This is a genomic window from Rhodophyticola sp. CCM32, assembly GCF_004751985.1.
Classification (GTDB): domain Bacteria; phylum Pseudomonadota; class Alphaproteobacteria; order Rhodobacterales; family Rhodobacteraceae; genus Rhodophyticola.
The window spans coordinates 1,574,685-1,601,487 of record NZ_CP038492.1 but is presented as its reverse complement, the minus strand read 5'-3'; the positions used below and the strand labels follow the sequence as shown (position 1 = coordinate 1,601,487).

Sequence of the window (26,803 nt, the reverse complement as noted above, 5' to 3'; positions counted from 1 at the left end):
CTAGTCGAAACGCCACGCTGCCGGATGCGTCGAGAGGGGTGGAAAACTCCAGTTTTCCACGGGGAATTCTGGAGAATTCCGCCTGAAAGCGGTGTGCGTTTGATCTGGACTGAAAAGGGCCAAGAAAAAGGGGCAGCCCCTTGGGCCACCCCGATCATGATGAAATGCACATATTGCGCGGGTGAAATTCCCGCAGGGCCTCATGGGACAGAGTTTTGGGCCGCGCATTCTGCGGGATCCCGTGACCGGCGCCTTTGGGGGGCAAGGCGCCGGTTCCCGGGCGGGGCAGACTGCCAGGCTCAAACAGGTGAGGCAGATGCCGCTGACGCTGGCCTGCCGATATGTCAATCAGGTAAAGCGTTGATGACATTTATATAACGATCCGGTCTTTGGCCCGAAAACCTGTGGATGACCCGCCGATTGCCACCCCGGAGCCCGGCAGATATAGCATGCTGCCTTAAACCTGAGACATCGCGCATCACAAATACCCTGTGAACGCGAAGCGTGGCAGGGTATTTGTGATTCAAGTTTCAGGCAGGGTGCTTTAGGCTGCGCCCCATACCGAACCTGAAGGGAGTCCCGCCCATGGCCCTGTTGGCCGATCTGCCCCGTAATGAAGATGGCATTGCCACTGCGCTTGGCATTCTGACCCAACGTTTTGGTGCACGGCTTGAGACCGGGCAGGCCCTGCGCGAACAGCATGGGCACACCACCACCTGGTTGCGGAACCAGCCCCCCGATGCGGTGATTTTCGCCCAATCCACCGAAGAGGTGCAGGAGATCATGCGCATCTGCGCCACCCATCAGGTCCCGGTGATCCCGTTTGGCACCGGCACTTCGCTGGAAGGCCATGTGAACGCGCCCGCAGGCGGGATCTGCATTGATCTCAGCCAGATGAACAGCATTCTTGCGGTCCATCCCGAGGATATGGATGTGGTGATCCAGCCCGGGGTGACGCGCAAGGCGCTGAACACCTATCTGCGCGATACCGGGCTGTTCTTCCCGATCGATCCCGGCGCCGATGCCTCGCTTGGCGGGATGGCGGCCACCAATGCCTCGGGCACCAATGCGGTGCGTTATGGCACGATGAAGGATAATGTGCTGGCGCTGAAAGCCGTGCTTGCCTCGGGCGAGGTGCTGAAAACCGCGGCCCGGGCGCGCAAAACCTCCGCCGGGTATGACCTGACCCGCCTGATGGTGGGTTCGGAAGGCACGCTTGGGCTGATCACCGAGATCACGCTGCGCCTGCAGGGCATCCCCGAGGCGACCTCGGCGGCCACCTGTTCCTTCGGGTCGGTCGAGGCGGCGTGCAACACGGTCATCGCCACCATTCAATACGGGCTGCCCGTGGCGCGGATCGAGTTGCTGGATGCGCTGACCGTGCAGGCCGTCAACGCCTATTCCAAGCTGACCCTGCCGGAAACCCCGTTGCTGTTGCTGGAATTCCATGGCTCCCCCAGGGGTGTGCAGGAACAGGCCGACGCATTCGGCGAGATCGCGGAAGAGTTCGGCGGGCATGATTTTCAGGCCACCGCGCGGGAGGAAGACCGCAATCGTCTCTGGCAGGCGCGTCATGATGCGTATTGGGCGTCTCTGGCCCTGCGCCCGGGGGCCAAGGCGATCTCGACCGATGTCTGTGTGCCTGTCTCGCGGCTGGCCGATTGTGTGACCGCAGCACAGGAAAAGGCCGCTGAAATGGGGATCACCGCCCCGGTTGTCGGCCATGTGGGGGATGGCAATTTCCATGTCTTGCTGCTGATCGACATCGAGGACAGCGCCGAGGTTGCGCGCTCTGAAACCTATATCGGCTGGCTGAATGATCTGGCGATTTCCATGGATGGCACCTGTACCGGGGAACATGGCATCGGTCAGGGCAAGGCGCAGTATCTGGTGCGCGAGTTGGGCGATCCCGCGATGACGGCCATGGCGGCGATCAAATCCGCGCTTGACCCGCTGAATATCCTGAACCCCGGCAAGACCGGCCTGCCATCCCCCTGACATGTCCCGATCCCGGCGTCAGCCACAGAAAAAATTACTGAGCCAGCACGCAGGACGCCCCTTCTTTCCCAGCCCATAAGGAACCGCATCTATCCGGTCGCGCGGGATGGCTTTGCGCGGCGGTGATGGGGGCCAATGACGGCATCCTGTCCACCGCATCGCTGATTGCCGGTGTTGCGACGGGGCAGGTGCATTAAAACACGTCTCGACTGCCTGAAACATCTATACCAGCCTCCCGCCCGGCGGCACCGCCGGGCAGCGCCCGAACCGCCCCCACGGGGCGGGCGCTTCGCTTCCTGCCCCTCGGTTCGGGCGATGCCCTCTGCGCAAATCCTCTTCGGGCCGAACGCGTTTTCGATGGATCTACCTCATATAAAACGCAAACCGCCCTAGTCATCGGGCCGGACGATATGTTCGGGTAACGCGACATGGTGCAGCGTGTCGAGATCGAACAGGGTCAGGCCATTTCTGTCGCCGATGAAAAACGCCGCCGCGTCCCCCTCGGCAATCCGGTTCGGGCTGCCGGTCAGCAGTCGCCAGGGGGCATCAAACGCATAGGGCAGGGTCTCGACCGGGGGAACATCCAGCACTTTCGCCAGATAGAGGGCGCAGTGCAGCAGGCTGGTATCGGCGCCCGCCAAAGTGCCGTCGCTCAAGGTCAATTGCCCGCCCTTGCGGGTGATCTGCCGCCCGTTCAGGGCGAAACCCTTGGCCCCGGTGCCTGCCACGGCCATCGCATCGCTGACCAGCAGAACCGCATCGGGCCGGGCGCGGGCGGCCAGCCGCAGGCCCGCATCATGCAGATGATGCCCATCGGCGATCAGCCCGAAGGCTTCGGCCCGGTCCAGCGCCGCGCCCGCCAGCCCCGGCGCCCGGTGATGCAGGCCGGACATGGCGTTGAACAGATGTGTGGCCATCCGCGCGCCGGCCTCAAACGCGGCAATCGCGTCGTCATAGGTGCAGGCGCCGTGCCCAAGCGCAACAATCACCCCGGCCTCGGCCAGCGTCGATATCTGCTCAAGGCTTACCTGTTCCGGGGCAAGCGTGATCATCAGCGTCCCAAGCCGGGTTTTCGCCTTCAGATAAAGCGCCAGGTCTTCCGCATTCATCGGGCGCAGCAGGCCCGGATCATGGGCCCCCGGTATCGCCAGATGCGGCCCTTCCAGATGCAGACCCGAAAGACCCGGCACCGAAAGCCGGGCCTTGGCCAGAAGCTCAATCACCCGCGCGGTCGCCGCAAAACTGTCCGAGATCAGGGTGGGCAGGATATGGGTTGTGCCCAACCGGCGATGGGCCAGCACAATCTGTCCGATATCCTCCGGGGTCCGGCAGTCGCCCAGCATCAGCCCGCCCCCGCCATTGACCTGCAAATCAACCAGACCGGGAGAGATCACCCGGGCGCCCGGGATGGCCATGCTATCGCGAATATCGGCAATCCGGCCATCGTCGACGGTGATATCCACACCGCGCCGCCAGCCATCGCCATCCAGAATATCCACGTTCCTGAACAGGGTCATGGCAGCGCCTCAGCCAGTGCCAGCGCGCCGTCAAGGGCGGTGCCAAGCGGGGGCACCAGCCCCGCCTGCATCTCAGGGGGAAGATGGGGCGCTAGCGCCACACCGAAACCGCCGCCCAGCACCAGCGGCGCGCTGGCCACATGACCCAGATCGTGCAACCCCCGGTGCAGCTCGGCCAGGGTCTCGGACAAAAGCCGTTCTCCCAAAGGGCTGTCTTTATGTAGCAGGACCAAAGGCGCCAGCGCGGCGTAATCCGCAGGTTCCGCATCTTTCAGGTCGATCAGCGGATGGGGCGGCAAATGCGCCATCACCGCCCTGGTCAACCCATCCTCGGCAAACCGCCCCTCTGCCGCCTGCAGGCTGAGCGTCACCGCCCGGCGGCCCAGCCAGGCGCCCGAGGCTTCATCGCCCAGATCAAAGCCCCATCCGCCCAGATGGGTCACCTCATCCCCGGCCTTGCGGATGAAAAACGACCCGGTGCCCAGACTGACCAGACTGCCATCGCCGCCGTCAAAGGCCCCGTAAAGCGCGGTGACGCTGTCATCGACAATCCTCGCGGGAAAGGGCAGCCGATCGGTCAGGGTTTTCGCAAGAACCGGCAGGCGGCAGCCCGCGATCCCGGCGCAGATCCGGGCATCCTGCAAGGCTGCAAGGGGCTGTCCGGCCTTGTCCAGCATGCGGGTCAGGGTTTCGGTGATCTCTGCCGCTGCACGGCCCGCATCGGTGAAGGCGTTGGCGGGACCGCCCCGGGCACGGGTCACCGCGCCATCCGGCAGTCGAAGCGCCACCCGGCAGCCGCTGCCGCCCCCATCGATTCCAATTGTCAGGCGCCCTGTCATGGGGCCAATCTACGGAAGCCGGGCCGCGCCCGCCAGCCCGTCAGAGAGGCACGATAACACCCTCACGCGCCGATTGCTGCGCGGCCAGCCCCATGCGGACCGCCGCAATCCCGTCTTCCAGGCTGACTTCGGGGGCTGTGCCGGTCTGCAACGCCTCCAGAAACAACTTGTGCTGGTAATAGGTGGCGCCGTTATGGTCGCCCGCCTCCAGCAGGGTCGGGTCCACCGGCACGTCGATCTCGACCGGGCCCTGCGGGGCGCGCGGGCTGACCACCACGCGGGGCACCGGCGGCGTGCCCAGATGATCGGGCCACATCCGCATCGGGCCGGGCACCAGCGCTTCCAGTTTGCCGGTCGGGCCCACGGCAGAGAGTTCCTCCTGATAGCGGGATCCTTCGGCGAACATGCAAAGCTCCAGCATCGCGCGGGCCCCATTGGCGAAATCAACGATGACATAGCCATTGTCCCAGATATCCGGGGCCTCGCCGCCATAGCGTTCCTCCAGATGGTTCACCGCCTGGCCCGCGCTGGCGATCACCCGCACCGGGTCCGCCCCGATGGCCAGCCGCATCAGATCGAAGAAATGGCAGCATTTTTCGACCATCGTCCCGCCGGTATTGCGGTTGAACCGGTTCCAGTCGCCGATTTTCTGCAAAAACGGAAAGCGGTGTTCGCGGATGCTGAGCAGGCGGATGCCGCCGGTTTCCGCCGCCGCCAGATCAAGAAACCGGGCAATCGGCGGCATATAGCGATATTCCATCGCCACCCAGATCAGCGCCGGATAGGCACTGTGCAGATGCTGCAAACGGGGCAGATCATCAGGGTCCGTAAAGGCCGGTTTTTCCAGCAGGACGGGCAGGGCGCGGGTGGCGGCAATCTTTTCAAGCTGCGGCAGATGCTGATGGTTCGGCGAGGCAATCACCACCGCGTCCAGATCCGGGTTGGCAACCAGATCCGTCAGGCTGTTATATATCACCGCATCGGGCGCCAGGCCTTGAGCCTCGGCGCGCATACCCGCATCGGGTTCAAGTATCGCGGTGACCTCCGCCCCGCCCAGAAGCCGGATATTGCGGATATGTTCCTGCCCCATCATGCCGCAGCCGATGATACCGTATCGCATGGGATGTCTTTCTTTTAGCTGATCCGCGCGACATAGCGCGCATGGGATGTGTTAAACCAGGTGCGGGAAAACTCTGCCGGGTCATTCTGCTGGCTCCAGGCCCGGCGCTCCACCAGCCCGGCGGGTGTTCCCGGCGGCAGGCCCAGATCTGCGGGCACCCAACCGGGCATGGGGCCGATGCCCACCCGGTCTTCGGCGCGCAGCACCGTCAGGCGCAGGTTTTCGCGGTAGTAAAGATAAAGCGACTGGCTCAATTCCTCGGCCCGGATGTCAGTGGCAAAGCGCCCGTCAAGCCAGATTTCCTCAACCGCGACCGGCTGCGCGTTGAGGGATCGCAGGCGTCTGATCCGCCAGGCGAAATCCGCCTTGCTGCCGATATCGGGGATATCTTCGGGTTTCGGGGTTTTCGCCAGATCAAGCAGTTTTGCCCTGGGCAGCCCGCCACCGGTCAGCAATTCCAGCCGGAACAATGCGTAAAGCCCCCGCGCATCCTGCCCCATGCGGATCGTGTTGCCTGAACCCTGCCGCCGTTCCAGCAGGTCGCGCCGTTCCAATTCGGCCAGGGCCTTGCGCAGGGTCACAACCGAAACGCCCTGATCCGCCGCCATCTGCCGTTCCGGCGGCAGGCGCTGCCCCTCGGCCAGACGCCCGGCGGCGATGTCGCGGATCAGCAACTCGCTGATCTGCAAATAGGCCGGTAAAGCGCCGGGTTCGGTCATCTCGGCGCCCTCCCGCGCGGAAATTGATATACCATTGATCTACATCAGACACGATGCTACGCAAGTCGAAACTGCACATCCGGGGAGGAAAGAGATGACAGTTGTACCCGTGACATCCGCCGATCTGGACGCAGCCGAGGTTTCGTGGTTCGCCGCCCTTTGTTCTGATGATTACCAGTTTCTGGGCGTGCCCGATGGCGATCTGCGTTCAAGCTGGGATCATTGCTCGACCATTCTGAAAGAGGCCGAACAGCAGGGGTTCAGAAATATCCTCTGCCCCAGTTCCTATCAGGTCGGGCAGGATACGCTCAGCTTTGTGGCGGGCTGCGCGCCGATCACCGAGCGGATCAATATGCTGGCGGCAGTCCGTTGTGGTGAAATGCAGCCGATCATGCTGGCGCGCACCATTGCCACGCTGGACCATATGCTGAAGGGCCGGTTGACGGTGAACATCATTTCCTCGGACTTCCCGGGGGAGGTGGCCGAAAGCGCGCTGCGCTATCAACGCTCCCGCGAGGTGGTGGAGATACTGAAACAGGCCTGGACCCGGGGTGAGATCAACTATCAGGGGCAGGTCTATGATTTCAAAGGGCTGGTGACCGATCCGGTGCAGCCTTACCAGACCGGCGGGCCGCTGCTCTATTTCGGCGGTTACAGCCCGGCGGCGCTGGATCTTTGCGGTCAGCATTGCGATGTCTATCTGATGTGGCCCGAGCCGAAAGACCAGATTGCAGAGCGCATGAAGGCCGTCAACCAAGTGGCTGAAACATATGACAGAACACTGGATTACGGGTTGCGCGTGCATGTGATTGTGCGCGACACCGAGGCCGAGGCACGGGAGTATGCGGACTATCTGACCAGCAAGCTGGATGACGAATATGGCAAGCTGATCCGGGACCGGGCCCATGACAGCATTTCGCTTGGCGTCGCCCATCAGGCCAAGGCCCGGGACCTGGCCGATAAATTCGGCTATGTGGAACCGCATCTGTGGACCGGGGTGGGGCGTGCGCGGTCAGGCTGCGGCGCGGCGCTGGTGGGCTCTACTGATCAGATCCTCAGCGAGATCGAAGCCTATCAGAAAATGGGCATTCGCGCCTTTATCTTCTCAGGCTATCCGCATCTGGATGAATGCCGGCATTTCGGAGAGAAAGTGATCCCACATCTGAAAACCTGTTCACTGCCCGAGGCCTATGGCCGGGTTCCGGCGGAAACACCGATGACAGCCCTGGGCGCGGGGGAAAGACGATGATGGACCGTATTGACCTTTCCGACCAGCTCAGCCTGTCGCGCCTGATCTATGGGATGTGGCGGATCGGCGATGATGCCGATACCTCCCCCGCCCATGTACAGGCCAAGGTCGAGGCCTGCCTGGCCCAGGGGATCACCACCCTGGATCAGGCGGATATCTATGGGGATTATGGCGCCGAGGAGATTCTGGGCGATGCGTTTCGCGCCGCGCCCGGCCTGCGCGACAAGGTCGAACTGGTCACCAAATGCGATATTATCGCGCCGATCGGGAAATATGCCACCAGACGGGTGAAATATTACGATACATCACCGGCGCATATCACCGCCTCGGTCGAGACCTCGCTGGCGCTGATGCAGACCGACCGGATTGATCTGCTGCTGATCCACCGGCCCGATCCGCTGATGGATGCGCGGGAAACCGGCGCATGTCTGGATGATCTGGTGGCCTCCGGCAAGGTCCGCGCGGTGGGGGTGTCGAATTTCAGGCTTCATGACTGGACATTGCTGCAATCGGTGATGTCCACCCCGCTGGTGACCAATCAGATCGAGGCCAGTGTGCTGTGCCATGCACCTTTCACCAATGGCGATATTGCCTGGATGCAGGAGCGCGGCATTCCGCCCATGGCCTGGTCGCCCCTGGCCGGCGGTGCGCTGTTCGGGCCGGATGCGGGCGCGGTCCGCGCGGTTCTGGCGCGCATCGCCGAGGCGCAGGGCGTGGGTGAGGATGCGGTGGCCGTGGCCTGGCTACTGGCCCACCCGGCGCGGATCATGCCGGTGCTGGGCACCAATAATCTGGACCGGATTCGCAAGATCGGCGAGGCCGCAAGGGTGGTTCTGGATCGTGAGACCTGGTTTGAGATTTATACTGCGGCCCTGGGGCATGAGGTGCCGTAGGGCAGGCTGGATGTGCCGTGAAGCGTGATTGCCGGAATTCTGCAGAATTCCGAACGGGAAAACTCCAGTTTTCCCTGCCGTTTTCCTCGAGGAAAACGCTATATAAACCACAAACGACCTCAGGACAGCGCCGCCATGACGCCGCGCAATTCCGCAAGACCTTTCAGGCGGCCGATCAGCGGATAGCCCGGTTGTGACGCGCGGGTCTGATCATCCAGCAGGTCATGGCCGTGATCGGGGCGGAAGGGCAGGCAGAAATCCTCGCGGCCCTCTGCCTTGCGGCGGCTTTCCTCGGCCAGCAGGGCGCGGATCGTGGCCACCATATCGGTATCCCCCTCCAGATGATCGCTTTCGGTGAAGCTGACCCGGTCATGGGCCGCATCTCCATCGCGGCATGTATTGCGCAGATGGGCAAAATGGATGCGCGAGCCAAGCGCCTTGATAAACCGCACCGGGTCAAAACCTGCGCGGACCCCAAGCGACCCGGTGCAAAGCGTGATGCCATTGGCGGGGGTGTCCACCGCATCCATGATCATCCGGTAATTCTCAAGATTTGACATCACCCGCGGCAGACCCAGAAGCGGGAAGGGCGGATCATCCGGGTGGCAGCAAAGCCGCAGACCCAAGCTTTCGGCCAGCGGCGCAACCTCGGTCAGAAAATCCACCAGATGCTGGCGCAGGCGCGCAGCATCGATCCCGGCATAGGTGGCAAGTTGGGTGCGCATATCCTCCAATGTCCAGCTGTCATTGGCCCCGGGCAGGCCCGCGACGATAGTGTTGAGCAACCGGGTTTTATCTTCGCTGGTCATCGCGACCAGCCGCGCCGCCGCCTGTTCCCGGATTTCGGCGGGGTAATCATCCCCGGCCCCCGCACGGGACAGCAGATGGATATCGAAGAGCGCGAAATCGGTCAGGTCAAAGCGCATCGCCGTGCCGCCATTGGGCAGGGGAAAATGCAGATCGGTGCGGGTCCAGTCCAGAATCGGCATGAAATTGTAGCAGATGATCTTGGGGCCAGCTGCGGCCAGATTTTGCAGGCTGGTCTTATAGGCCGCGATATGGTCCCGCCAGGGGCCGGTCCGGGTCTTGATCGCCTCGCTGACCGGCAGGCTTTCCACCACATCCCAGCTCAGGCCCGATGATGTGCCGCCGGGCTGTGCGATTTGGGTCTTGCGCCGCGTGATCTCATCCACCGGCCAGACCGCGCCCGGCGGAATGTGGTGCAGGGCCGAGACGATGCCTGCGGCCCCGGTCTGGCGGATATCCGGGATCGAGATCGTGTCAGCGGGCCCGAACCAGCGCCAGGTTTGCTTCATACCTGCTCCCGCAGGGTCAGTCCGGTTTCGGTGTCGAAGAGATGGACCGCCTCGGGCGCGAAAGCCAGCCCCACACGATCCCCCGCCGCCACCCGGGTCTGGCCCGGATTATGGACTGTCAGCCGGGTGCCATTGGTCAACTGGCCATAAAGATAACTGTCGCTGCCAAGCTGTTCGACACTGCGCACATCCGTATGAATGGCCCCCCGATCACTGGGGCGCAGATCATTGGGGCGGACGCCAAGCGTCACCTTTTCGCCCGCGCGATGGGAAAATCCGTCCACCGGCAGGTTGACCTCTTCCCCGGTATCCAGGGTCAGCAGCGAGCGGTCGGCAGCGTGGACCGTGCCTTCCATGAAATTCATTTTCGGGCTGCCGATGAAACCCGCCACAAACAGATTGCGCGGGTTGTTGAACAGGTCCAGCGGGCGGCCGAACTGTTCCAGCTCTCCCAGGCGCAGGACGGCGATCTTGTCGGCCATGGTCATCGCCTCGACCTGATCATGGGTGACATAGATCATCGTGTTGCCAAGGCGTTTATGAAGCGCGGATATCTCGCCCCGCATATCCACCCGCAATTCCGCATCCAGATTAGACAGCGGTTCATCGAACAGGAACACTTTCGGTTCGCGCACCACGGCGCGGCCAATGGCAACCCGCTGCCGCTGACCGCCGGACAGGTCCTTGGGCCGCCGGTCCAGCAGCATGTCGATCTGCAACATGGTGGCCACATCGGTGATCTTGGCGTCGATCTCGGCTTTCGGGGTCTGGATATTCTCCAGCCCGAAACTGAGATTCTGGCGCACGGTCATATGCGGGTACAGCGCGTAGGACTGGAACACCATGGCCAGCCCGCGATCGGCGGCGGGGATTTTGTTCACCACATCCCCGGCAATCTCGATATCGCCCGAAGTGATGCTTTCCAGCCCCGAAATCATCCTGAGCAGGGTGGATTTTCCGCAGCCCGAGGGGCCGACGAACACGCAGAACTCCCCATGTTCAATCGACAGGTCCACACCTTTGATGACCTCTGCCGCGCCATAGGATTTGCGCAAATCTTTCAACTCGATCGAAGCCATCATTTCCCTCCTGTTGAGGCGATGCCGGTGGCGATGTATTTTTGCAGGAACATGAAGACAACGGCCACAGGCAGCAGGGTCAGAACCGTCATCGCCAGAAGACTGCTCCATTCGGTCTGCATTTCGCCCTGAAAGGCGTTCAGCGCCAGTTGCAGGGTGAAATTCTCGGATTCCGAGAGAACAATCAGCGGCCAGAGGAAATCATTCCAGCGCCACATGATCGCAAGGATCGCCAGAACCGCAATCGCGGGCGCCGAAAGCGGCACGATGATCCGCCAGAAAATCTTCCATTCGCTGGCTTTGTCCATACGTGCGGCATCCAGTATCTCATCGGGGATCGTCACCATATATTGTCTCAGCAGAAACACCCCCGTGGGTGTGGCCGCGCCGGGAATGATCACCCCCCAAAGGCTGTTGAGCATGCCAAGCTCGCGGGTGATCAGGAACAGCGGCACCAGAACCACCGTTTGCGGGATCATCAGCGTGCCGATGACCAGAAGCAACACCGTTGTCCGCCCGCGAAACTGGTATTTCGACAGGGCAAAGGCCGCCATGGAATTGACCAGCAGCATGATCGCGGTGGCAATGACCGTGATGAAGGTGGAATTCCACAGGAAGCGCAGGAAATTGAACCGCTCGAACAGGCCGGTATAGTTCTCAAAGGCCAGCGACACCCGATCCACCGGTTCGCGGTTTTCGATGCTGACGCGCAGACGCTCTTGCGGGGCGGCGGGGTCGACCATCTGCGCCTGAAGACCCACGCGGCGGACCTGCGCCAGCACTTGCCCTTCATATTCGCCGCCGGTCATCAGGAACAGGGGCAGGGGGTCGTCATAACCGTCGACCATCATGGTTTCCTGCTGATAGGGCAGAAAAGTCGGCGGGTAGCGTTGCAGGTCGGCCTCGGTCTTGAAAGACGACATGATCAGCCAGATCACCGGGAAGAACATCAGAAAAATGCCCAGACCCAGATAGCCATAGGTGACCCAATCGGTCCAATCCATCTTTGCCCCGCCGCGTGTGCGGGTCATGAAATCCAGCACCTTACCCATCGACATTCCTCCGGTTGGCCCAAAGTTGCAGGCCGGTCAGGATCACCAGGATCAGGGCCAGCATCAGCGATGCGGCAGAGGCCAGCCCGAACAGGCGCGGCGCCCCGGCAAAGCCGGTCTGATAGATATACTGGATAATGAAGGTGGTGGCCGAGCCGGGCCCGCCACCGGTGAAGGCAAAGACCTCGTCAAAGGTCTGCACACTGCGGATCAGGGCCAGCACCAGCACCACCAGCATGGTCGGCGCCAGAAGCGGCAGGGTGATCTTGCGGAAGGTCCGCCAGGGCGAGGCCCGATCCATCAGCGCGGCCTCATACACATCGCGCGGGATCGCCTGAAGGCCGGCCAGAAGGATCAGCGTGTAAAACCCCATATGCGCCCAGACCGTCAGGAAGACCGACCAGGCAAAGGCCCATCCGCGATCCAGCAGCCAGACAAACCCCTCAAGCCCGATGCCTTCCAGGGTGGAGTTCAGCAGGCCGTTGCGTTGCAGGATCCATTTCCAGATCAGCGCCACCACAACCGGTGACAGCAGAACCGGAAAGAAAAACACGCTGCGAAAAAAGCCGCGGGCGCGGATATCCCGGTTCAGGATCAGCGCGGTCAGCAGGGAGAACCCGACCATGAACCCCACCTGAAGGGTGACAAACCAGACCGTGTTATGGACCGCCCGCCAAAAGAAATCCCGGTTGCAGCTGTTCGGATCAAGATAGTTTTCGCAATCGGTCAGGGTCGCGAAATTCTGTCCGCCGACATAGGGCCGGTCTTCCAGCAGAATGCCATCCCCCCCGGTCAGGGCATAGGCGAAGTTCAGAAAGACGGGCAGAAAGGCGAACAGGCCGAAAAGCAGCAGATTGGGCAGAAGAAACAACCATGCAAGCCGCTGGATGCCAAGCCTGCGTTGGGCAAACAGCATCGGGATCTCGATGATCCGCATGATCGGTGAAATGATTTTCAGCATGGGGTCCCCCCTCCCAGGGATCGGCCGGGTGGGCCCGGCCCCCGCAGTCGGGGGCCAGGCCGTTTCCTCTTCAGACAGGGTTTACTGGGTTTCGGCCATCACGGCGGCCAGATCCGACACGGCGCGGTCCATGGCCTGCTCAACCGTCAGTTCGCCCACAATCGCCTGGGATACGCGTTCAACCGTGATGCCGAACATGGCGCGGTTGTTCACATAGCCCTGATACTGGAACGCAATCGGAGAGATGGTGGGCACCTGTGCCGCCCATGCGTTCAGCGCGGCCGCCGCAGCGTCCGAGGCCCCCACATACTCAACCCCGGCCTCGGCCACGGCAATATGGGCCGGGATGTTCCGGGTTTCGGCGGTCAGGCGGGCATAGTTCTCCTCCTGCGCCAGATAGTCGATCACGGCTGCCACAATCTCAGGATGCTCGGTCTGTTCAAACCCGACGATGCCCGCACCGCCCGGCATGCCGGTGCAACCGCCCGTGCCACAGGGGGAACCGACAACCTGCCAGTCGAAGAAATCGCCGATCTGTTCGTCGAACCGGCCCACCTGCCAGCTGCCGGAATAGTAATAGACCAGATCGCCATTGATGAATTCCTGCGCCGCATCCTGATAGGTGGACCCACCCTGACCGGCCCAGACATCGCGCGCCATGGTGCCGTCTTCATGCCAGTCCACGAATTGCTGCACATAGGCGGTGAAGCCTTCATCGACCAGAAGCGGCGTGCCATCGGCATTGAACAGCATCGCGCCATAGGAAATGGCGGGCCCCGCAATCCGGTGACCGGACCGGTCCATCGCCATCGGGAAGGGGGTGTCGGTGGCTTCGGCCACCGCGCGGGCGGCTTCGGCCCAGGTGGCCCAGTCTGCCTCCAGCGGCGGCACCTCGATCCCGGCCTGATCAAACAGCGTCCGGTTTATATAGGCGCCGGTGATCGTCAATTGGCTGTGCATGCCATAGATACCGTCATCATCGGGCCCGCCGCGATACCAGTCCAGCGTGTCGCCAAAGCTCGCCTGCCAATAGTCGCGATCGACATAGGGGGCGAGGTCCAGATAATATTCGTGCAGCCCACCCAGATCGGTCACCTTGGCGATATCCGGGCCGGTTCCGGCGGCCAGCTGCACCGGCAGGTTTTCCAGAATGGCCTGATAGGGCACCACGTCGACGGCGACGGTGACACCGGGGTTTTCGGCCTCGAACCCATCCAGAATCTCGCCGATCACGTCGCATTCATTGCCATCTGTCGAGCACATGAATCGAATCTCCTGGGCCGAAACGGCCCCGGCACCGACCAGCATCGCAGATGCCAGCATGGTTGTTGTCAGTATCGTCTTTTTCATAATGTCGTCCTCCCTTTGGAACTGTCGTGGATTTATATGTCCTTCATTGCTCTCATTGCTTTTGGCCGTCTGCCCCGGGCAGCCAGCTTTGATAGAGTGCCGTGTTTGCGTCGAGCGGTAAAGAAATCCTTTTGCCCGAACGCGCGGCGTCATAGATCGCGGTGACCAGTTCGATGGACCGGCGGCCATCTTCCAGCGTCACCTCCCGCCCGGGCTGGCCGTCAATCGCGGCGGCCAGCGCCTCGAAAAAACCTGCAAAGCCGGATTTGACCGGCGGCACATCCGCCAGAACCGCATCAATCCGGGCCTGAGGGACCGGGTCGCGGGCCTCGAACACCCAGATATCCTCGGCCGGGGCGTAGGGCGCGGTGCCGCTGGTCGCGGTGAGGGTTTCAAACACCAGACGCAGCCTTGAGGTGTCGGTTGCCGCGCCAAGCGTCACCGAACTGGTGGCAAGCGCGCCAGTATCAAACTGCATCAGGATCGCGGCGCAATCCTCTGTTTCAATGTTATTTACCCGGGTTGCGACCTTGGCGCTCAACCCCGTCACCGGGCCGAAATAGCGCCCGAGAAGATCGTGATTATGGATCGCATGGCCCAGAACCGCCCCACCGGATTCACCAGCCCATGTGCCCCGCCAGGGCACCGTGTAATAGGCCGCATCGCGGTTCCAGTGGGTTTCCACACTGGCCACCTGCGGCGCCCCGGCCAGCCCCGCCGCAATCAGCGCATCCAGCTGCGCCGTGGCCGGGCCATAGCGGTACTGAAACACCGGGCAGACCACACGCCCGGCTTCTGCCGCGATCCTTGCAAGTGCATCCGCCTCGGCCAGGGACCGGACCATGGGCTTTTCGCAGACCACATGTTTGCCTGCGTTCAGGGCAGCGGCGGACACCTCGAAATGCAGATGCGGCGGCAGGCAGACATCAATCAGGTCGATCTCTGCACTGGACAGCACCGCGTCAAGATCAGCGGTCACCGCCAGGGTGTCCCCGGCCACGTCCCTTGCCCGCGCCTCGTTCAGATCGCAGAGCATATCGACCTGAAACAGATCGGGCAGGGCGCGATACCCAGCCAGATGTTCCGCGCCGATCCCGGCCCCGATGATCGCAACCCGGATCATCCGCGCGCCTCGGCCAGCGCCTGCGCCTTCAGGCCCAGTTCCATCACCTTGAACGCATGGGCCTGGGGCATGGCGGTTTCGGTCCGGTCGCGGATATCCGCAGCCAGCCGCGCGAAATAGGGTATCCCCGCATCCGAGGCGTCGATGTTTTCGCAGCGATCCCCATTGACCAGCACCAGATGGTCGGTGCCGTCGCGCCCGCCCACATCCACATATTTGCGCAGCTCGATATAGCCTTCGGTGCCCAGAATGGTCAGACGGCCATCGCCCCAGTTGGGCAGGGCATCGGGCGTGTACCAGTCCACGCGGATATAACCATGCCCCTGCGGGGAGCGGAGCGCGATTTCACCGAAATCCTGCAAGCCGGGGTCGCCGGGATTGGCATAATTCCCGACCGAGGCCATGGTGATCTCGGCATCGGTGGAGCCGGTGAAAAACAGGAACTGGTCGATCTGGTGGCTGGCAATATCGGTGAGAATGCCGCCATAGGCCTCCCGTTCGAAAAACCAGTCCGGGCGCAGGGGCCGGTTCAGCCGATGCGGCCCGGTGCCCATGGTCTGCACCACTTTGCCAATCGCCCCCTCGGCCACCAGTTGCGTGGCCTTGGTGACGCAGGGCACCTCGAACCGTTCCGAGAAATCAATCGACCAGATGCGCCCGGTTCTGGCCACGCAGGCCTTTATCTCTTCCAGTTGTTCCAGGGTGGTGCAGCCCGGTTTGTCCACCATCACATCCTTGCCCGCCTCCATTGCGGCGATGGCCAGCGCCGCCCGGTCGCGCGGGACAGACGAGATCAGGATCAGGTCAATCGACGGATCTTCCAGCAGACCCGCCTTATCCGCCACATGGGGGATATCGGGGAAACGTTTGACAAACCCGTCTTGCGTGTCGGGGCTGCCTTCGGTCCACCAGCCGGTAAATTCACCCCCGGCATCCATCATATTGCCCGCCATCCCAAAGATGTGGCGGTGATCAATACCAAGTGCCGCGAAACGTAGACTCATCATATATCCTTTAGGGTTACGGTGCGACCCTCATGTGCAGACAGGGTGATGGCGTCGATCAGCCGATGACTGTCCAGCCCCTGCCGCCCGGTGACACAAGGCGCGCGCCGGTCACGCAGGGCGGCGGTGAAATCTTCCAGAATGCCCTGATGCCAGTCATGGGTGAAGGCCATCGGGTCGGCACCGCCGCCGGTGCCCGCCACGGCGCCGAATGTCTCAACCCGGCCATCGCGCCAGGTCAGGGTCAGCACGCCTTCGCCCAGATGCAGGCTGGCCTTGTCGAAATGAAGTGTGATGGTTTCCGCCCCGCCGGGAAAGCTGGCGGTTGAGGCGGTCAGCGTGCCCACCGCGCCGTTTTCAAACCGCAACCCGGCACTGGCGAAATCCTCCGCCTCCATCCGGTGGAACCGTGTTGTGGCGGTCATCGCCTGCACCGAGGCCACCGGCCCGGTCAGGCTGAGCGCGAGGTCAATGGTATGGATCGCCTGCGAGATCAGAACACCGCCGCCATCGCGGGCATAGGTGCCACGGCCCGGCGCGTCGTAATAGGATTGGTCCCGCCACCAGGGCACGGTGATATCCGCCAGACCAAGCGCGCCAAGCTGGCCCGAGGCGGTCAGGTTGGCCGCCTTGATCGAGGCGGCGCGCATCCGGTGTTGAAACACGATCCCAAGGGGCACCCCGGCAGTTTCGCAAATCTCCACCACCGTTTCGGCCTCGGCACCGGTGCGGGCAATGGGCTTTTCCAGCAGAATGGCCTTGCCCGCGCGGGCCAGCGGGGTGATCAACCCGGCCCGCGCATTCGGGGGGTGACGATCAGCGCCATGTCGATACGGTCATCGGCGGCAATCGCCTCAGCGGTTTCATATATTTCCGGGCGATATCCCAGCTCCGCCTCTGCCCTGTCGGCGAAATCCTCGGCATTCTTGCGTTGTCGGCTACAGATACCGGCCAGTCTCAGGACAGGGCGGGCGTCGCGAATGGCCAGAAGATGGGTCGTTGCGACCATTCCGGTGCCAATCAAGGCAAGGTTCAGCAGTGCTGACGCCATAAATCGCAATCTCCCCCCTCGGTATCCCATTGGCATCTCTGCATGTCCAAAATCCGTTGTCAATAAACCTGTATACCGGTATGCAGGCCATCAGGAGACTGCTTTCCCGATGCCGGCCCAGACCACCCCTTTTGATCTGTCGTTGATCCAGTTTGATGCGATCGCGCCGACAGAACCGCCCGCCGATCAGATCTATGATCAGGTGCGCAGTGCAATTCTGTGTATGTATATCCCGCCGGGAACCTTGCTGTCGGAAACCGAGCTTGGGCTGCGTTTCGGAGCCAGCCGGACACCGGTGCGCGATGCGTTCACCCGCCTGCGCGCGACCGGTCTGATCGTGACCCGCCCAAGCCGGGGCAATTTCGTCACCCGCCTGTCAGAACCCAGATTGCGTGAGGCGCAATTTCTGCGCGAAGCGATCGAGATGGCGGTGATCCGGCGGCTGTGCCAGATCGGGCTTGAAGCCGAATACCTTCAGAAAATCAAACTCAACCTGACCCGGCAAGCCACTGCAATTGCAGATGATAATGATATTGCGTTTCAGGGATATGATGATCAGTTCCACGCCCTTCTGGCCGAGGCGACGGGGTATTCCAGAACGGCGCTGCTGCTGGAGCAGGAAAAAACCGCGCTTGACCGGTTGCGGGTTCTGTCGCTGAGCGACCGGGGTCACAAGGCCCGGCTTTTGTCGGAACATCGCGATATTCTCAACGCGGTCCGCGCAGGAGATATGGCGATGGCCGAGGCCGCAACCCGGATGCATCTTCGCTCGGTCCTTGATGTCATTGCGGGGTTGCAGACCACCCATGGGGATTATTTTGAGTAAGCCGCGCATCCCGCCTCTGATGGGATGATCTGCGCGACAGTCCATAAGCCTGCCGGGTCACAAATGCCGGTCGAGAAAGGCCAGAACATTCTGGCGCATCGCGGCGCTTTCCGCATGGCCCAAATCCTCTTCCATATGGGTTTGCAGGGCATCCGGGGCGCCCGCCACCTCATAAGCCTCTGTCAGATCCTTCAGCCCAAGCCGCAGGGCGGGGTCCGGTGTGCTCCAATCCTGCAAGCCTGCGCAGACCAGCTGCGCGCGCGGGGCGGTCAGCCCGGCAATCTGCCCGGATCGCGCCAGCGGCAGCAGCCCCGGTACCATCATGTACATCCCGTGCCCGTCATGGGCGCCCAACCCCACAAGTGTTTCCAGATCAGCGAAACAACACATATGGATCACGGCGCGGATCCGCGGCTCCAGCGCGGCCAGCCACCAGGCATGGGTACCGCCCATGGACAGACCCATCGTGCCAAGCCGGTTGCCATCAATCCCCGGCTGTGCGGCCAGCCAGTGCAGCCCGGCAGACAGTTCCGCCAGCATACGCCCGAACAGGGGACGCCCGGCCCAAAGCCCGGCCTTGGCCAGCGGGCTTTCCGGCGGATCGGCGCGTTGCCCGAAACAGGGCATTTCCAGACACAGCGCGGCGGTATTCAGGGCCACAAGATCGGCGGCATAAGGCGATTGAAAGGCCGGGCGGCCCTGCACCAGCTCATCGCGGCCGGTGGTATAGGCGTTGCCATGGGCGTGGCAATACAGCACCGCGCGACAAGGGGCGGCGCCTGCGGGCGGATGCAGGAAATAGGCCGGAATATCGGTGCCATCGGCCGAGATCAGATGCAGATCATCCAGATGCCAGCCCGCCAGATCAGACCGGGCCGTGCGCCGCGCCTCGACAATCTCGACCGTGCCGATCTGATGGCCGAGAAGCGCGTTCAAACTGTTCCGGTCAACTCGGGCCATGGGGCAGCTAAGGCGCAAAGGGCGCGCCTTGGCAAGGCTTGCGGGGTGTTACCCGGACCGGGCCAGCAGGCTGGCATTGCCGCCCGCAGCGGTTGTGTCGATGCAGATATGTCGTTCCAGCACCAGGCGCGGGGCCGGGTCTGCCTCGGTGATCAGGGGGATCAGCGGGCCATTCCGGGCGGCAAGCGCATGGCGCAGCGGTCGGGTGATGTCCGGGACGGCCCAGATCATCACCGCGTCAAAACCGGTGAGGGTGCCAAGATGTTCCGGCAGGACAATCCCGTCCAGCCCGTCCTCCACCCCCGGGGCCACCGCCAGCGCCGCACAGCCAAGATCGCGGGCGAGTTTCGCCTGTGTGGCGGCGGCCTGTGCGGTGGGGCCAAGGCAAAGAACCCGACCGCGCGCATAGGTTGACAACCGGTTCGATTCGCCTGTCGGGCCGGGCAAATCCTCCACCGAAAGCGCGGTGGTTCGGGGGGCGGAAGGGCATCAATTGCGGTTTGCAGAGGGATCAGGTCAAGCACCTGTCCGGCCTGCACCGGCTCCTCCCGCGTTTTGGCCTGCGTGAAACGTGGCAGGTATTGCGGCCCGCCCGCCTTTGGCCCGGTGCCGGAAAGCCCTTCACCTCCAAAGGGTTGGGAGCCGACAATCGCCCCGATCTGGTTGCGGTTCACATAAGTGTTGCCGGTCTTCAGCCGGGCGCAGACCGCCTGCACCCGGTCGTCAATCCGGCTGTGCATGCCGAAGGTCAACCCATAGCCACGGGCATTCACCGCATCGACCACCGCGTCGATCTGATTGGCGGCAAACCGCGCCACATGCAGGACCGGACCAAAGATTTCCCGCTCCAGCGCCGCAATCCCCCCCGGCAGGTCGATCACCGTGGGCGGCACGAAATAACCCTGATCCGGGACCGGGAGGGTTTTCAGCACCCGGCCTTCTGCCGCCGCTTGCGCGATATGGGCCTGAATATCACTGCGGGCCTGTTCGGAAATCACCGGACCGATATCGGTTTTCAGCGCCCATGGCTTGCCCGTCACCAGTTCCTCCATCGCGCCATAGAGCATGTTGAGGAAAGGGTCGGCGATATCCTCCTGCACATACAGCATTCTGAGCGCTGAGCAGCGTTGTCCGGCGGATTGAAAGGCGGAGGTGAGGATATCGCGGATCGCCTGTTCCGGCAGGGCGGTGGAATCAACGATCATTGCGTTCAACCCGCCGGTTTCCGCAATCAGCGGCGCCGTTGGGGGCAGGGCCGCCGCCATCGCCCGGTTGATATGCTGCGCCGTGGCGGTTGAACCGGTGAAACACAGCCCCGCTATGCGCGGATCCGCCGACAGGCCCGCGCCGATCACCGACCCGGCACCGGGAAGCAATTGCAGCACCGCGCGCGGCACCCCGGCCTGATGCAGCAGCCCGGTGGCAAGGGCGGCGATCAGGCTGGTTGCCTCCGCCGGTTTTGCGATCACCCCATTGCCTGCGGCCAGGGCTGCCGCGATCTGCCCGGTAAAGATCGCCAGCGGGAAATTCCAGGGGGAGATACAGGCGAAAACACCCCGGGCGGGGGCGGTCAGGCCGCTGACCTGCGCTGCATAATAGCGCAGGAAATCAACCGCTTCGCGCAGTTCGGCCACCGCATCGGCCTGGGTTTTGCCGGCCTCACGGGCAAGCAGGGCAAAAAGCTCCCCGAAATGGTGTTCATACAGATCGGCGGCGCGGGTCAGCGCCGCCTGACGCTCCTCCACCGGCGCGGACCAGGGGCGGGCGGCGGTCAGGGCCGCTTCCAGATCCGCCGCCGTGGCCTCCTGCACCTTGCCCACAGGCTCTGACGGGTCTGCGGGGTTTTGCACCTTGTGGCCGGTTCCGCCCGGCAGATCGGTCGCGATCAGCGGCGCGGCCTGCCACAGATGGGTGCGGAACGGAGTGCGTGCAGCCTCGATGGCCGCCAGATCGACCGTATCGCGCAGATCCCGGCCTTTGGAATTCACCCGCTCCGGCTGGTAAAGATCGGCGGGCGCCACAGCCGCCGCATTCTCCCCCAGACCTTCAAGCCGGGTGAACGGGTCGGCGGCCACATCCTCTGCCGGGACGGCCTGATCCAGAATCTGATGCACGAAAGAGGAATTGGCCCCGTTTTCCAGCAGACGCCGGACCAGATAGGCCAGCAAATCCCGATGCGCCCCAACCGGCGCGTAAATCCGGCAGCGGGTGCCGCAACCATCCATCACCTGCTGATGCAGGGCCTCACCCATTCCGTGAAGCCTTTGAAATTCAAAGCCTTGCGCATCACCGCTCATCTCGATGATCGCGGCGACCGTATGGGCGTTATGGGTGGCGAATTGCGGGTAGATCCGGTCACTCATACCCAGAAGCTTGCGCGCGCAGCACAGATAGGCGGCATCAGTGGCAGGTTTGCGGGTGAAAACCGGAAAGCTTTCCAGCCCTTCGACCTGGGCGCGTTTGATCTCACTGTCCCAATAGGCGCCCTTGACCAGCCGCAGCATGATTTTGCGGTCCAGCCCCCGGGCCAGCGCATGGACCCAGTCGATCACTGCGGCCGCACGTTTGCCATAGGCCTGCACCACAATGCCGAACCCGTCCCAGCCCGCCAGCGCGTCGTCCCGCAGCACGGCTTCGATCACATCCAGTGACAGATCCAGCCGGTCAGCCTCTTCCGCGTCGATATTCAGACCGATATGGGCCGCACGGGCCTGCCGGGCCAGCGCGGTTATGCGCGCCACCAGCTCATGCATCACCCGGTCACGTTGCCCGGTCTCATAGCGCGGGTGAAGCGCCGAGAGTTTGATCGAGATACCGGGATTGTCATGAACATGGTCTGAACGGGCCTCTGTCGCCAGCCGGGCGATGGCGGCCTGATAGGCGGCGCAGAACTGATCGGCATCCGCCTGCGTCAGCGCCGCTTCTCCAAGCATATCAAAGGAATAGCTATAGCCTTTCATCTGCATTTTCGCGCCGCGTTTCAGGGCCTCCTCCATGGTCTGGCCCAGCACGAATTGCTGCCCCATCTCACGCATGGCGCGGCCCACGGCCAGGCGGATCACCGGTTCCCCCAAACGCCGCATGGCCCCGCGCAACACGCTGGCCATGCCATCCCCGTCCTGCAACACCTTGCCGGTCAGCATCAGCGCCCAGGTGGAGGCATTGACCAGCGAGGATGAGGATTTTCCCAGATGCGCGCCCCATTCCGATGGTGCGATCTTGTCTTCGATCAGGGCGTCCATGGTGTCTGCATCGGGCACCCGCAACAGCGCCTCGGCCAGACACATCAGGGCAATGCCTTCCCGGGTCGATAACCCGTATTCCGCCAGAAACACCTCCATCAATCCCGGGTCATCCCCGTCGCGCAGGCTTTGGACCAGCGCCGCACCCCGGGCCGAGGCCGCGGCCCGGGTGGCTGCGTCGGGTGCGGCCTCGGCGATCAGGTTGGCCAGCACCTCGGTTTCGGGCGTGTGGGTCAGGGTGCGGATATGCTCACGCAATGCTGCAAGCGACGTCATCGGCGGCTTCCTCATGCTCAACTGGCCCCAGATTAGCGCAGCCATGCAGGGCGGTGTGCCTTGACTTTGCCATATGACAGGCGTTTGTCCTGAATTGAGACGCATAGACAGGACAAAAGATGATGGATCAGCCCGATACCAGTCCACTGGATGGATTTGACATGAAAATCCTCCAGCTTCTCTCAACCGAAGGCCGCATTCCGATCACCGATCTGGCGCGCAAGGTGGGCCTGTCGAAAAGCCCCTGTCAGGTGCGGGTCAAACGGCTTCAGGCGCAGGGCTATATTCTGGGGTTCCGCGCGGTGCTGAACCCGGCCAAGCTGAACCGCGATCATGTGGCCTTTGTCGAGCTGCGGCTGGCCGAAACCACCGAGGCCGCGCTTGGCGCCTTCAACGCAGCCGTCCATAAAGTGCCCGAGATCGAGCAATGCCATATGATCGCCGGGGCGTTCGATTATCTGCTGAAGGTGCGCACCCGCGATATGCGCAGCTATCGCCGGGTGCTGGGAGAGGTGATTTCAGCACTGCCCCATGTGGCCTCAAGCTCCACCCATGTGTCGATGGAGGCGGTGAAGGACAGCGCGTTCTAGACGTGCCCATCCTTGAACCTGTATCGCCATTACCCTGCCACGCCTGCGGCACTTTCGGGGTATTGGCGATACGTCATGGCTGAGGGTAAGGGCGGGTGTAGTATAGCTCCGGCCTGAAATTCTGTACCACCCCGCATCACCCTTCCGCCCGGCGGCACCGCCGGGCAGCGCCCGTACCGCCCCCACGGGGCGGGCGCTTCTCGCCCACCCCTCGGTTCGGGCGCTGCCCTCTGCACAAGGCATATATAATTCAGAATTTTAGGACGAAACTATAGAAGCGCGTTCTAAAGATGCACCAGATGCGAGGCGCAGCCGGTCAGCGCGGCGTAGTCATCTGACACCACGGCCACGCCAAACTGCTCCAGGAACGGCCCGAACCTGCCTTTATCATGCATCGCTGCGGCAAATCCGAACCGGTGCAGATAGGGGGCGAAGGCCCGGTTGACGCCGCCAACCAGATGGATGCCGCCAAAGGGCAGATGGATCAGGGCCAGATCGCCGATCACCGTGCCCAGCACACGCACAAACAGGCGCGCCGTGCCCTCGGCCTGTGAATTGCCCGCTTCCAGCGCGGCCATGATCTCGGCAGCGGGGCGGTTTTCATCATGCAGATAGGTATGGATCGCCTCGATCCCGCGGCCTGACAACGCCTCTTCCACCGCTGCAAACCCATGGGTGTCGCGCAGGCGCGCGGTCAGAACGGCACTGTCAGGGCCGCAGGGCGGCAGGCTCATATGGCCGCATTCGGAAGGCGGCACAAACCGGCCCTGTGCGGTGTCATAGATCGGGGCGGCGTTAAAGCCGGTGCCGACCCCCACCACCAGCTTGGCGGCCCGGGGGCTGACCTTTGGCTGGGGCAGGATCTGGGTGATCATATCGGGGGCCAGATGACCGATGGCATGGCCCTGGGCCTGCAGATCATTCAGCACCGCAACCTTATCGGCGCTCAGAATTTCGGTCAGCATGTTCCGGTCGATCCGCCAGGGCAGGTTGGTCAGTTCTGCCACCCCGTCATGGACCGGCCCGGCGGCGGCCACGCAGGCCCCGGTGATCTGCCCGCGATCAGTGTCGGTATCACTGAGATAGCGGTGCAGCACCTCATCCAGTCCGCTGGCCTCGCGATTGGCATAGCGGCGCACGCTGCTGCCATCCACGGCCTTGCCATGGGCCAGGGCCACGCGGGTATTGGTGCCGCCGATATCGGCCACAAGCGACAGGGCAGGGGACATGGGCAGGGTCCTTTAAGCTTTCGGGGTCAGCGCCACCACTTGGAGAGCGCCTGATAAGACGCTTTTGGTGTGCGCTGCAAGCTGTCGAAATCCACATGGACCAGACCAAAGCGTTTTTCATAGCCCAGGGTCCATTCATAATTATCCATCAGCGACCAGGTGAAATAGCCTTTCAGGGGCACGCCTTCGGCAATCGCGGCGCGGGCGGCGTTCAGATGGCGGGTCAGATAGTCGATCCGCGCCGTATCGGGGAGATCCGGGCTGTCCGCATGGGCCATGCCGTTTTCGGTCACGTAAAGCGGCAGGTTGCCGGTATAATCCCGGGCGGTGCGGATCAGGAAGTCGCGCAACCCGTCGGGGTAGATTTCCCAGCCCATCTGGGTTTTCTCAAGCGGGCCGTCCACCTCGCGGTAATTCGGCCAGGGGCCGGGGGCATGGGTGATCAGCTTGCGGGTGTAGTAATTCACGCCCAGCCAATCCAGCGGTTCCGCGATGATGCCGAAATCCTCCTGCCAGCTTTCGGGCAAATGCGGTTCAAGCCCGGCCAGAACCTCGGCGGGATAGGCGCGGTGGAACAGACCGCCCAGGAAAAACCGGTTATAGAGCGCATCATAGGCGGTGGCCGCCGCATGTGTTTCGGGGCTGTCATCGGCGGGCTGGCTCCATTCCATATTGCAGACCGCGCCCAGGTTCTGCATGCCAAGCCCGCGCATCACCTGTGTGGCCCGGCCATGGGCCAGCAGCACGTGATGCATGGCCCGCGCGGTGGCCCTGATATCGCGCAGGCCCGGCGCGTGATACCCGTCAAAATGGCTGAGCCAGCCCACGCACCAGGGTTCGTTGATCGGCGCGACAGACCAAAGCCTGTCGCCGATCCGGTCCATGATGGTGGCGGTGAAATCGGCAAACCAGCCGGCAATGTCGCGGTTGCGCCAGCCGCCCAGATCGGCCAGCGGGCTTGGCAGTTCCCAGTGATAGAGGGTGGCGGCGGGTTTGATGCCGCGCGCCAGCAACCCGTCCACCAGCCGGTCATAGAAATCAAGACCCGCCTCGTTCACCGGCCCGCGCCCTTCGGGCAGCACCCGCGCCCATGAGGTGGAAAACCGATAGGCATCCGCGCCCAGATCGGCCAGCAGGTCCAGATCCTCCTCCATCCTGTGGTAATGGTCGCAGGCCACGGCCCCGTTCTCGGCGCGCACCACATTGCCCGGCGTGGCGGCAAAACTGTCCCAATGGGTTTTGCCTGCACCGCCAAACCTGTGCCCTTCAATCTGATAGGCGGAGGTGGCAGTGCCGAAAACAAAGCCTTCGGGGAAATCGGCACGGGTGAAGTTCATCGTGGATACCTTTGATAAATCACGAAGACGGGGCGGGCCGGTGGACCGGCCAACGGTCAGTTCCGGCTCCCATAATTCCTGCACAAAGGGTTGATCGGGGTCGCGGATCAGGTCGATCAGGATCTCGGCGCAGCGTTGCCCCGCCGCACGGATAGAGGACCGGGTGGCGGTGAAGGCGGGCCCATCCGTATCATTGGTCATGTAAGACAGCACATCGTCATGGGTGATCAGCGAGATATCGCGGCCCAGGACCAGCCCGCGTTCCACAACCGCCCGGCGCACACCAATCGCGGGAATGACCGAGGAGACCAGAAACGCGGTCGGGCGATCTGCCTGGTCCAGCATTTCAGATGCCGCCAGATAGCCATAGCCTTCGGTCATCACATCGGCGCGCATCCAGCCCGGATTGGGCGCCAGACCCCGGTTCCACATCGCCTCGGCAAAGCCGGTGCGGCGCCGCGCGGCGAAATCGAGATTTTCCTGCCCGTTGATCAGCGCGATGCGTTTGTGCCCCAGATCCAGAAGGAACTGCGTGGCCTTGCGAAAGGCCGAAATATTGGCCACATCCAGCCAGCTATAGCCTTCGGGGTCCTGCGCGCGGCCATGGACCAGAAACGGCATGCCGATCTCGCGCAAAAGGGCGATCCGCGGATCATCCGTCTGTGGCGACTGCACGATCACCCCATCGACCGAACCATTGGTGGCCATCTGCCGATAGGCGCGCTCTGCCTCTCCATCACTGACGATCGACAGCAGCAGGTCATAGCCGTCACGGGCATAAATCTCCCCCGCGCCGGCCAGAAAATCGGCGAAAATCGGGTTCACCATCTCGGTCTTGCCGGTCAGGGTGATGACATGCCCGATGGTCATGGCACGGCCTGTGGCCAGGCGGCGGGCGCGTGAATTCGGTTGATAATTTGCCGCCTCGGCCGCCGCCAGCACCCGGCTGCGGGTCTCTTCGCGCACTTCCGGGTACCCGTTCAAAGCCCGGCTGACCGTGGTTTGAGACAGGTCCAGAGACTCGGCCAATTGTTTGAGATTCATTGCCAATTTTGCCCCAAAGCGCTTCGGA

At 62.9% G+C, this 26,803-nt stretch carries 21 protein-coding genes and 2 pseudogenes; 5 read left to right on the top strand and 18 right to left on the bottom strand.

The window, feature by feature from the left end; all coding sequences use genetic code 11:
* The first annotated feature begins 585 nt into the window (after positions 1 to 585).
* Positions 586 to 1,998 carry an FAD-binding oxidoreductase gene (locus E2K80_RS07840; RefSeq protein WP_135374310.1) on the top strand — a complete coding sequence of 471 codons (1,413 nt, stop codon included), beginning with the start codon at positions 586 to 588 and terminating at the stop codon, positions 1,996 to 1,998.
* Between the two features lie 389 nt (positions 1,999 to 2,387).
* Here E2K80_RS07840 and E2K80_RS07830 read toward each other — a convergent pair whose 3' ends face one another.
* Genes E2K80_RS07830 through E2K80_RS07815 form a run of 4 tightly spaced genes read right to left on the bottom strand, consistent with a single transcriptional unit; the run spans position 2,388 to position 6,193 of the window.
* Positions 2,388 to 3,515, bottom strand: coding sequence for an N-acetylglucosamine-6-phosphate deacetylase (locus E2K80_RS07830; RefSeq protein WP_135374308.1), 1,128 nt, complete (start codon positions 3,513 to 3,515; stop codon positions 2,388 to 2,390).
* On the bottom strand, positions 3,512 to 4,354 hold the full coding sequence (locus E2K80_RS07825) for a BadF/BadG/BcrA/BcrD ATPase family protein (RefSeq protein ID WP_135374306.1): 843 nt from the start codon (positions 4,352 to 4,354) through the stop codon (positions 3,512 to 3,514). The genes E2K80_RS07830 and E2K80_RS07825 overlap by 4 nt, the downstream gene beginning before the upstream one ends.
* Before the next feature lie 40 nt (positions 4,355 to 4,394).
* The gene (locus tag E2K80_RS07820; protein ID WP_135374304.1) at positions 4,395 to 5,474 is read right to left on the bottom strand and encodes a Gfo/Idh/MocA family protein; all 1,080 of its coding nucleotides are present in this window, start codon (positions 5,472 to 5,474) and stop codon (positions 4,395 to 4,397) included.
* Between the two features lie 14 nt (positions 5,475 to 5,488).
* Positions 5,489 to 6,193: a GntR family transcriptional regulator gene (locus tag E2K80_RS07815; RefSeq protein WP_135374302.1), complete on the bottom strand. Its 705-nt coding sequence runs from the start codon at positions 6,191 to 6,193 to the stop codon at positions 5,489 to 5,491.
* Positions 6,194 to 6,287: 94 nt separating this feature from the next.
* Here E2K80_RS07815 and E2K80_RS07810 point away from each other — a divergent pair, with 94 nt between their 5' ends.
* Both E2K80_RS07810 and E2K80_RS07805 read left to right on the top strand, forming a co-directional pair.
* A complete protein-coding gene (locus E2K80_RS07810) occupies positions 6,288 to 7,442 on the top strand; it encodes an LLM class flavin-dependent oxidoreductase (RefSeq protein WP_135374300.1) in 1,155 nt (384 codons plus the stop codon).
* Complete coding sequence (locus tag E2K80_RS07805; RefSeq protein ID WP_135374298.1) at positions 7,442 to 8,335, top strand: aldo/keto reductase; 894 nt, start codon at positions 7,442 to 7,444, stop codon at positions 8,333 to 8,335. The genes E2K80_RS07810 and E2K80_RS07805 overlap by 1 nt, the downstream gene beginning before the upstream one ends.
* A gap of 119 nt (positions 8,336 to 8,454) precedes the next feature.
* Here the strand turns inward: E2K80_RS07805 and uxuA are convergent, their stop codons facing one another.
* The 9 genes from uxuA to E2K80_RS19520 all read right to left on the bottom strand — a co-directional run bounded on the left by uxuA (position 8,455) and on the right by E2K80_RS19520 (position 17,271).
* On the bottom strand, positions 8,455 to 9,651 hold the full coding sequence (uxuA, locus tag E2K80_RS07800; protein WP_135374296.1) for a mannonate dehydratase: 1,197 nt from the start codon (positions 9,649 to 9,651) through the stop codon (positions 8,455 to 8,457).
* A complete protein-coding gene (locus tag E2K80_RS07795; RefSeq protein WP_135374294.1) occupies positions 9,648 to 10,730 on the bottom strand; it encodes an ABC transporter ATP-binding protein in 1,083 nt (360 codons plus the stop codon). The genes uxuA and E2K80_RS07795 overlap by 4 nt, the downstream gene beginning before the upstream one ends.
* The gene (locus E2K80_RS07790) at positions 10,730 to 11,788 is read right to left on the bottom strand and encodes a carbohydrate ABC transporter permease (protein ID WP_238475686.1); all 1,059 of its coding nucleotides are present in this window, start codon (positions 11,786 to 11,788) and stop codon (positions 10,730 to 10,732) included. Before E2K80_RS07790 ends, E2K80_RS07795 begins: the two co-directional genes overlap by 1 nt.
* A complete protein-coding gene (locus tag E2K80_RS07785; RefSeq protein WP_135374292.1) occupies positions 11,775 to 12,743 on the bottom strand; it encodes a carbohydrate ABC transporter permease in 969 nt (322 codons plus the stop codon). The genes E2K80_RS07790 and E2K80_RS07785 overlap by 14 nt, the downstream gene beginning before the upstream one ends.
* Before the next feature lie 81 nt (positions 12,744 to 12,824).
* On the bottom strand, positions 12,825 to 14,093 hold the full coding sequence (locus E2K80_RS07780) for an ABC transporter substrate-binding protein (protein ID WP_135374290.1): 1,269 nt from the start codon (positions 14,091 to 14,093) through the stop codon (positions 12,825 to 12,827).
* Between the two features lie 52 nt (positions 14,094 to 14,145).
* Positions 14,146 to 15,216 carry a Gfo/Idh/MocA family protein gene (locus tag E2K80_RS07775; protein ID WP_135374288.1) on the bottom strand — a complete coding sequence of 357 codons (1,071 nt, stop codon included), beginning with the start codon at positions 15,214 to 15,216 and terminating at the stop codon, positions 14,146 to 14,148.
* The gene (locus tag E2K80_RS07770) at positions 15,213 to 16,220 is read right to left on the bottom strand and encodes a Gfo/Idh/MocA family protein (RefSeq protein WP_135374286.1); all 1,008 of its coding nucleotides are present in this window, start codon (positions 16,218 to 16,220) and stop codon (positions 15,213 to 15,215) included. Before E2K80_RS07770 ends, E2K80_RS07775 begins: the two co-directional genes overlap by 4 nt.
* Positions 16,220 to 17,008, bottom strand: coding sequence for a Gfo/Idh/MocA family protein (locus E2K80_RS07765; protein WP_238475685.1), 789 nt, complete (start codon positions 17,006 to 17,008; stop codon positions 16,220 to 16,222). Before E2K80_RS07765 ends, E2K80_RS07770 begins: the two co-directional genes overlap by 1 nt.
* Positions 17,005 to 17,271 carry a Gfo/Idh/MocA family oxidoreductase gene (locus E2K80_RS19520; protein ID WP_238475684.1) on the bottom strand — a complete coding sequence of 89 codons (267 nt, stop codon included), beginning with the start codon at positions 17,269 to 17,271 and terminating at the stop codon, positions 17,005 to 17,007. Before E2K80_RS19520 ends, E2K80_RS07765 begins: the two co-directional genes overlap by 4 nt.
* A gap of 109 nt (positions 17,272 to 17,380) precedes the next feature.
* Here E2K80_RS19520 and E2K80_RS07760 point away from each other — a divergent pair, with 109 nt between their 5' ends.
* Entirely contained in the window at positions 17,381 to 18,097 is a 717-nt protein-coding gene (locus E2K80_RS07760) for a GntR family transcriptional regulator (protein WP_135374284.1), read from the top strand.
* A 57-nt stretch (positions 18,098 to 18,154) separates the two neighbouring features.
* On the opposite strand, the gene E2K80_RS07755 is transcribed toward E2K80_RS07760, so the two are convergent.
* Entirely contained in the window at positions 18,155 to 19,057 is a 903-nt protein-coding gene (locus E2K80_RS07755) for an alpha/beta hydrolase family protein (RefSeq protein ID WP_135374282.1), read from the bottom strand.
* Positions 19,058 to 19,105: 48 nt separating this feature from the next.
* Positions 19,106 to 22,575: pseudogene (putA, locus tag E2K80_RS07750) on the bottom strand (bifunctional proline dehydrogenase/L-glutamate gamma-semialdehyde dehydrogenase PutA).
* 122 nt (positions 22,576 to 22,697) lie between these two features.
* On the opposite strand from putA, the gene E2K80_RS07745 reads away from it, so the two are divergent.
* Positions 22,698 to 23,165 (top strand): Lrp/AsnC family transcriptional regulator, encoded by a 468-nt coding sequence (locus E2K80_RS07745; protein WP_210405469.1) that lies wholly within the window; start codon positions 22,698 to 22,700, stop codon positions 23,163 to 23,165.
* Between the two features lie 284 nt (positions 23,166 to 23,449).
* On the opposite strand, the gene E2K80_RS07740 is transcribed toward E2K80_RS07745, so the two are convergent.
* The 3 genes and pseudogenes from E2K80_RS07740 to E2K80_RS07730 all read right to left on the bottom strand — a co-directional run.
* Entirely contained in the window at positions 23,450 to 24,394 is a 945-nt protein-coding gene (locus E2K80_RS07740) for a glucokinase (protein WP_135374278.1), read from the bottom strand.
* A gap of 26 nt (positions 24,395 to 24,420) precedes the next feature.
* Positions 24,421 to 25,731: a GH1 family beta-glucosidase gene (locus tag E2K80_RS07735; RefSeq protein WP_135376515.1), complete on the bottom strand. Its 1,311-nt coding sequence runs from the start codon at positions 25,729 to 25,731 to the stop codon at positions 24,421 to 24,423.
* Positions 25,732 to 25,782: 51 nt separating this feature from the next.
* Positions 25,783 to 26,775: pseudogene (locus E2K80_RS07730) on the bottom strand (substrate-binding domain-containing protein); the annotation flags it as partial.
* Positions 26,776 to 26,803: the final 28 nt, after the last annotated feature.

Bases quoted from the DNA above. Each gene is read 5' to 3' on its own strand.
- E2K80_RS07805 (WP_135374298.1), top strand. From the start codon at position 7,442: ATGGACCGTATTGACCTTTCCGACCAGCTCAGCCTGTCGCGCCTGATC.
- E2K80_RS07735 (WP_135376515.1), bottom strand. From the start codon at position 25,731: ATGAACTTCACCCGTGCCGATTTCCCCGAAGGCTTTGTTTTCGGCACT.
- E2K80_RS07840 (WP_135374310.1), top strand. From the start codon at position 586: ATGGCCCTGTTGGCCGATCTGCCCCGTAATGAAGATGGCATTGCCACT.
- E2K80_RS07770 (WP_135374286.1), bottom strand. From the start codon at position 16,220: ATGAGTCTACGTTTCGCGGCACTTGGTATTGATCACCGCCACATCTTT.
- E2K80_RS07780 (WP_135374290.1), bottom strand. From the start codon at position 14,093: ATGAAAAAGACGATACTGACAACAACCATGCTGGCATCTGCGATGCTG.
- E2K80_RS07820 (WP_135374304.1), bottom strand. From the start codon at position 5,474: ATGCGATACGGTATCATCGGCTGCGGCATGATGGGGCAGGAACATATC.
- E2K80_RS07755 (WP_135374282.1), bottom strand. From the start codon at position 19,057: ATGGCCCGAGTTGACCGGAACAGTTTGAACGCGCTTCTCGGCCATCAG.
- E2K80_RS07810 (WP_135374300.1), top strand. From the start codon at position 6,288: ATGACAGTTGTACCCGTGACATCCGCCGATCTGGACGCAGCCGAGGTT.
- E2K80_RS07790 (WP_238475686.1), bottom strand. From the start codon at position 11,788: ATGTCGATGGGTAAGGTGCTGGATTTCATGACCCGCACACGCGGCGGG.
- E2K80_RS07760 (WP_135374284.1), top strand. From the start codon at position 17,381: ATGCCGGCCCAGACCACCCCTTTTGATCTGTCGTTGATCCAGTTTGAT.
- E2K80_RS07830 (WP_135374308.1), bottom strand. From the start codon at position 3,515: ATGACCCTGTTCAGGAACGTGGATATTCTGGATGGCGATGGCTGGCGG.
- E2K80_RS07795 (WP_135374294.1), bottom strand. From the start codon at position 10,730: ATGGCTTCGATCGAGTTGAAAGATTTGCGCAAATCCTATGGCGCGGCA.
- E2K80_RS07740 (WP_135374278.1), bottom strand. From the start codon at position 24,394: ATGTCCCCTGCCCTGTCGCTTGTGGCCGATATCGGCGGCACCAATACC.
- E2K80_RS07815 (WP_135374302.1), bottom strand. From the start codon at position 6,193: ATGACCGAACCCGGCGCTTTACCGGCCTATTTGCAGATCAGCGAGTTG.
- uxuA (WP_135374296.1), bottom strand. From the start codon at position 9,651: ATGAAGCAAACCTGGCGCTGGTTCGGGCCCGCTGACACGATCTCGATC.
- E2K80_RS07745 (WP_210405469.1), top strand. From the start codon at position 22,698: ATGGATCAGCCCGATACCAGTCCACTGGATGGATTTGACATGAAAATC.
- E2K80_RS19520 (WP_238475684.1), bottom strand. From the start codon at position 17,271: ATGGCGTCAGCACTGCTGAACCTTGCCTTGATTGGCACCGGAATGGTC.
- E2K80_RS07825 (WP_135374306.1), bottom strand. From the start codon at position 4,354: ATGACAGGGCGCCTGACAATTGGAATCGATGGGGGCGGCAGCGGCTGC.
- E2K80_RS07785 (WP_135374292.1), bottom strand. From the start codon at position 12,743: ATGCTGAAAATCATTTCACCGATCATGCGGATCATCGAGATCCCGATG.
- E2K80_RS07775 (WP_135374288.1), bottom strand. From the start codon at position 15,216: ATGATCCGGGTTGCGATCATCGGGGCCGGGATCGGCGCGGAACATCTG.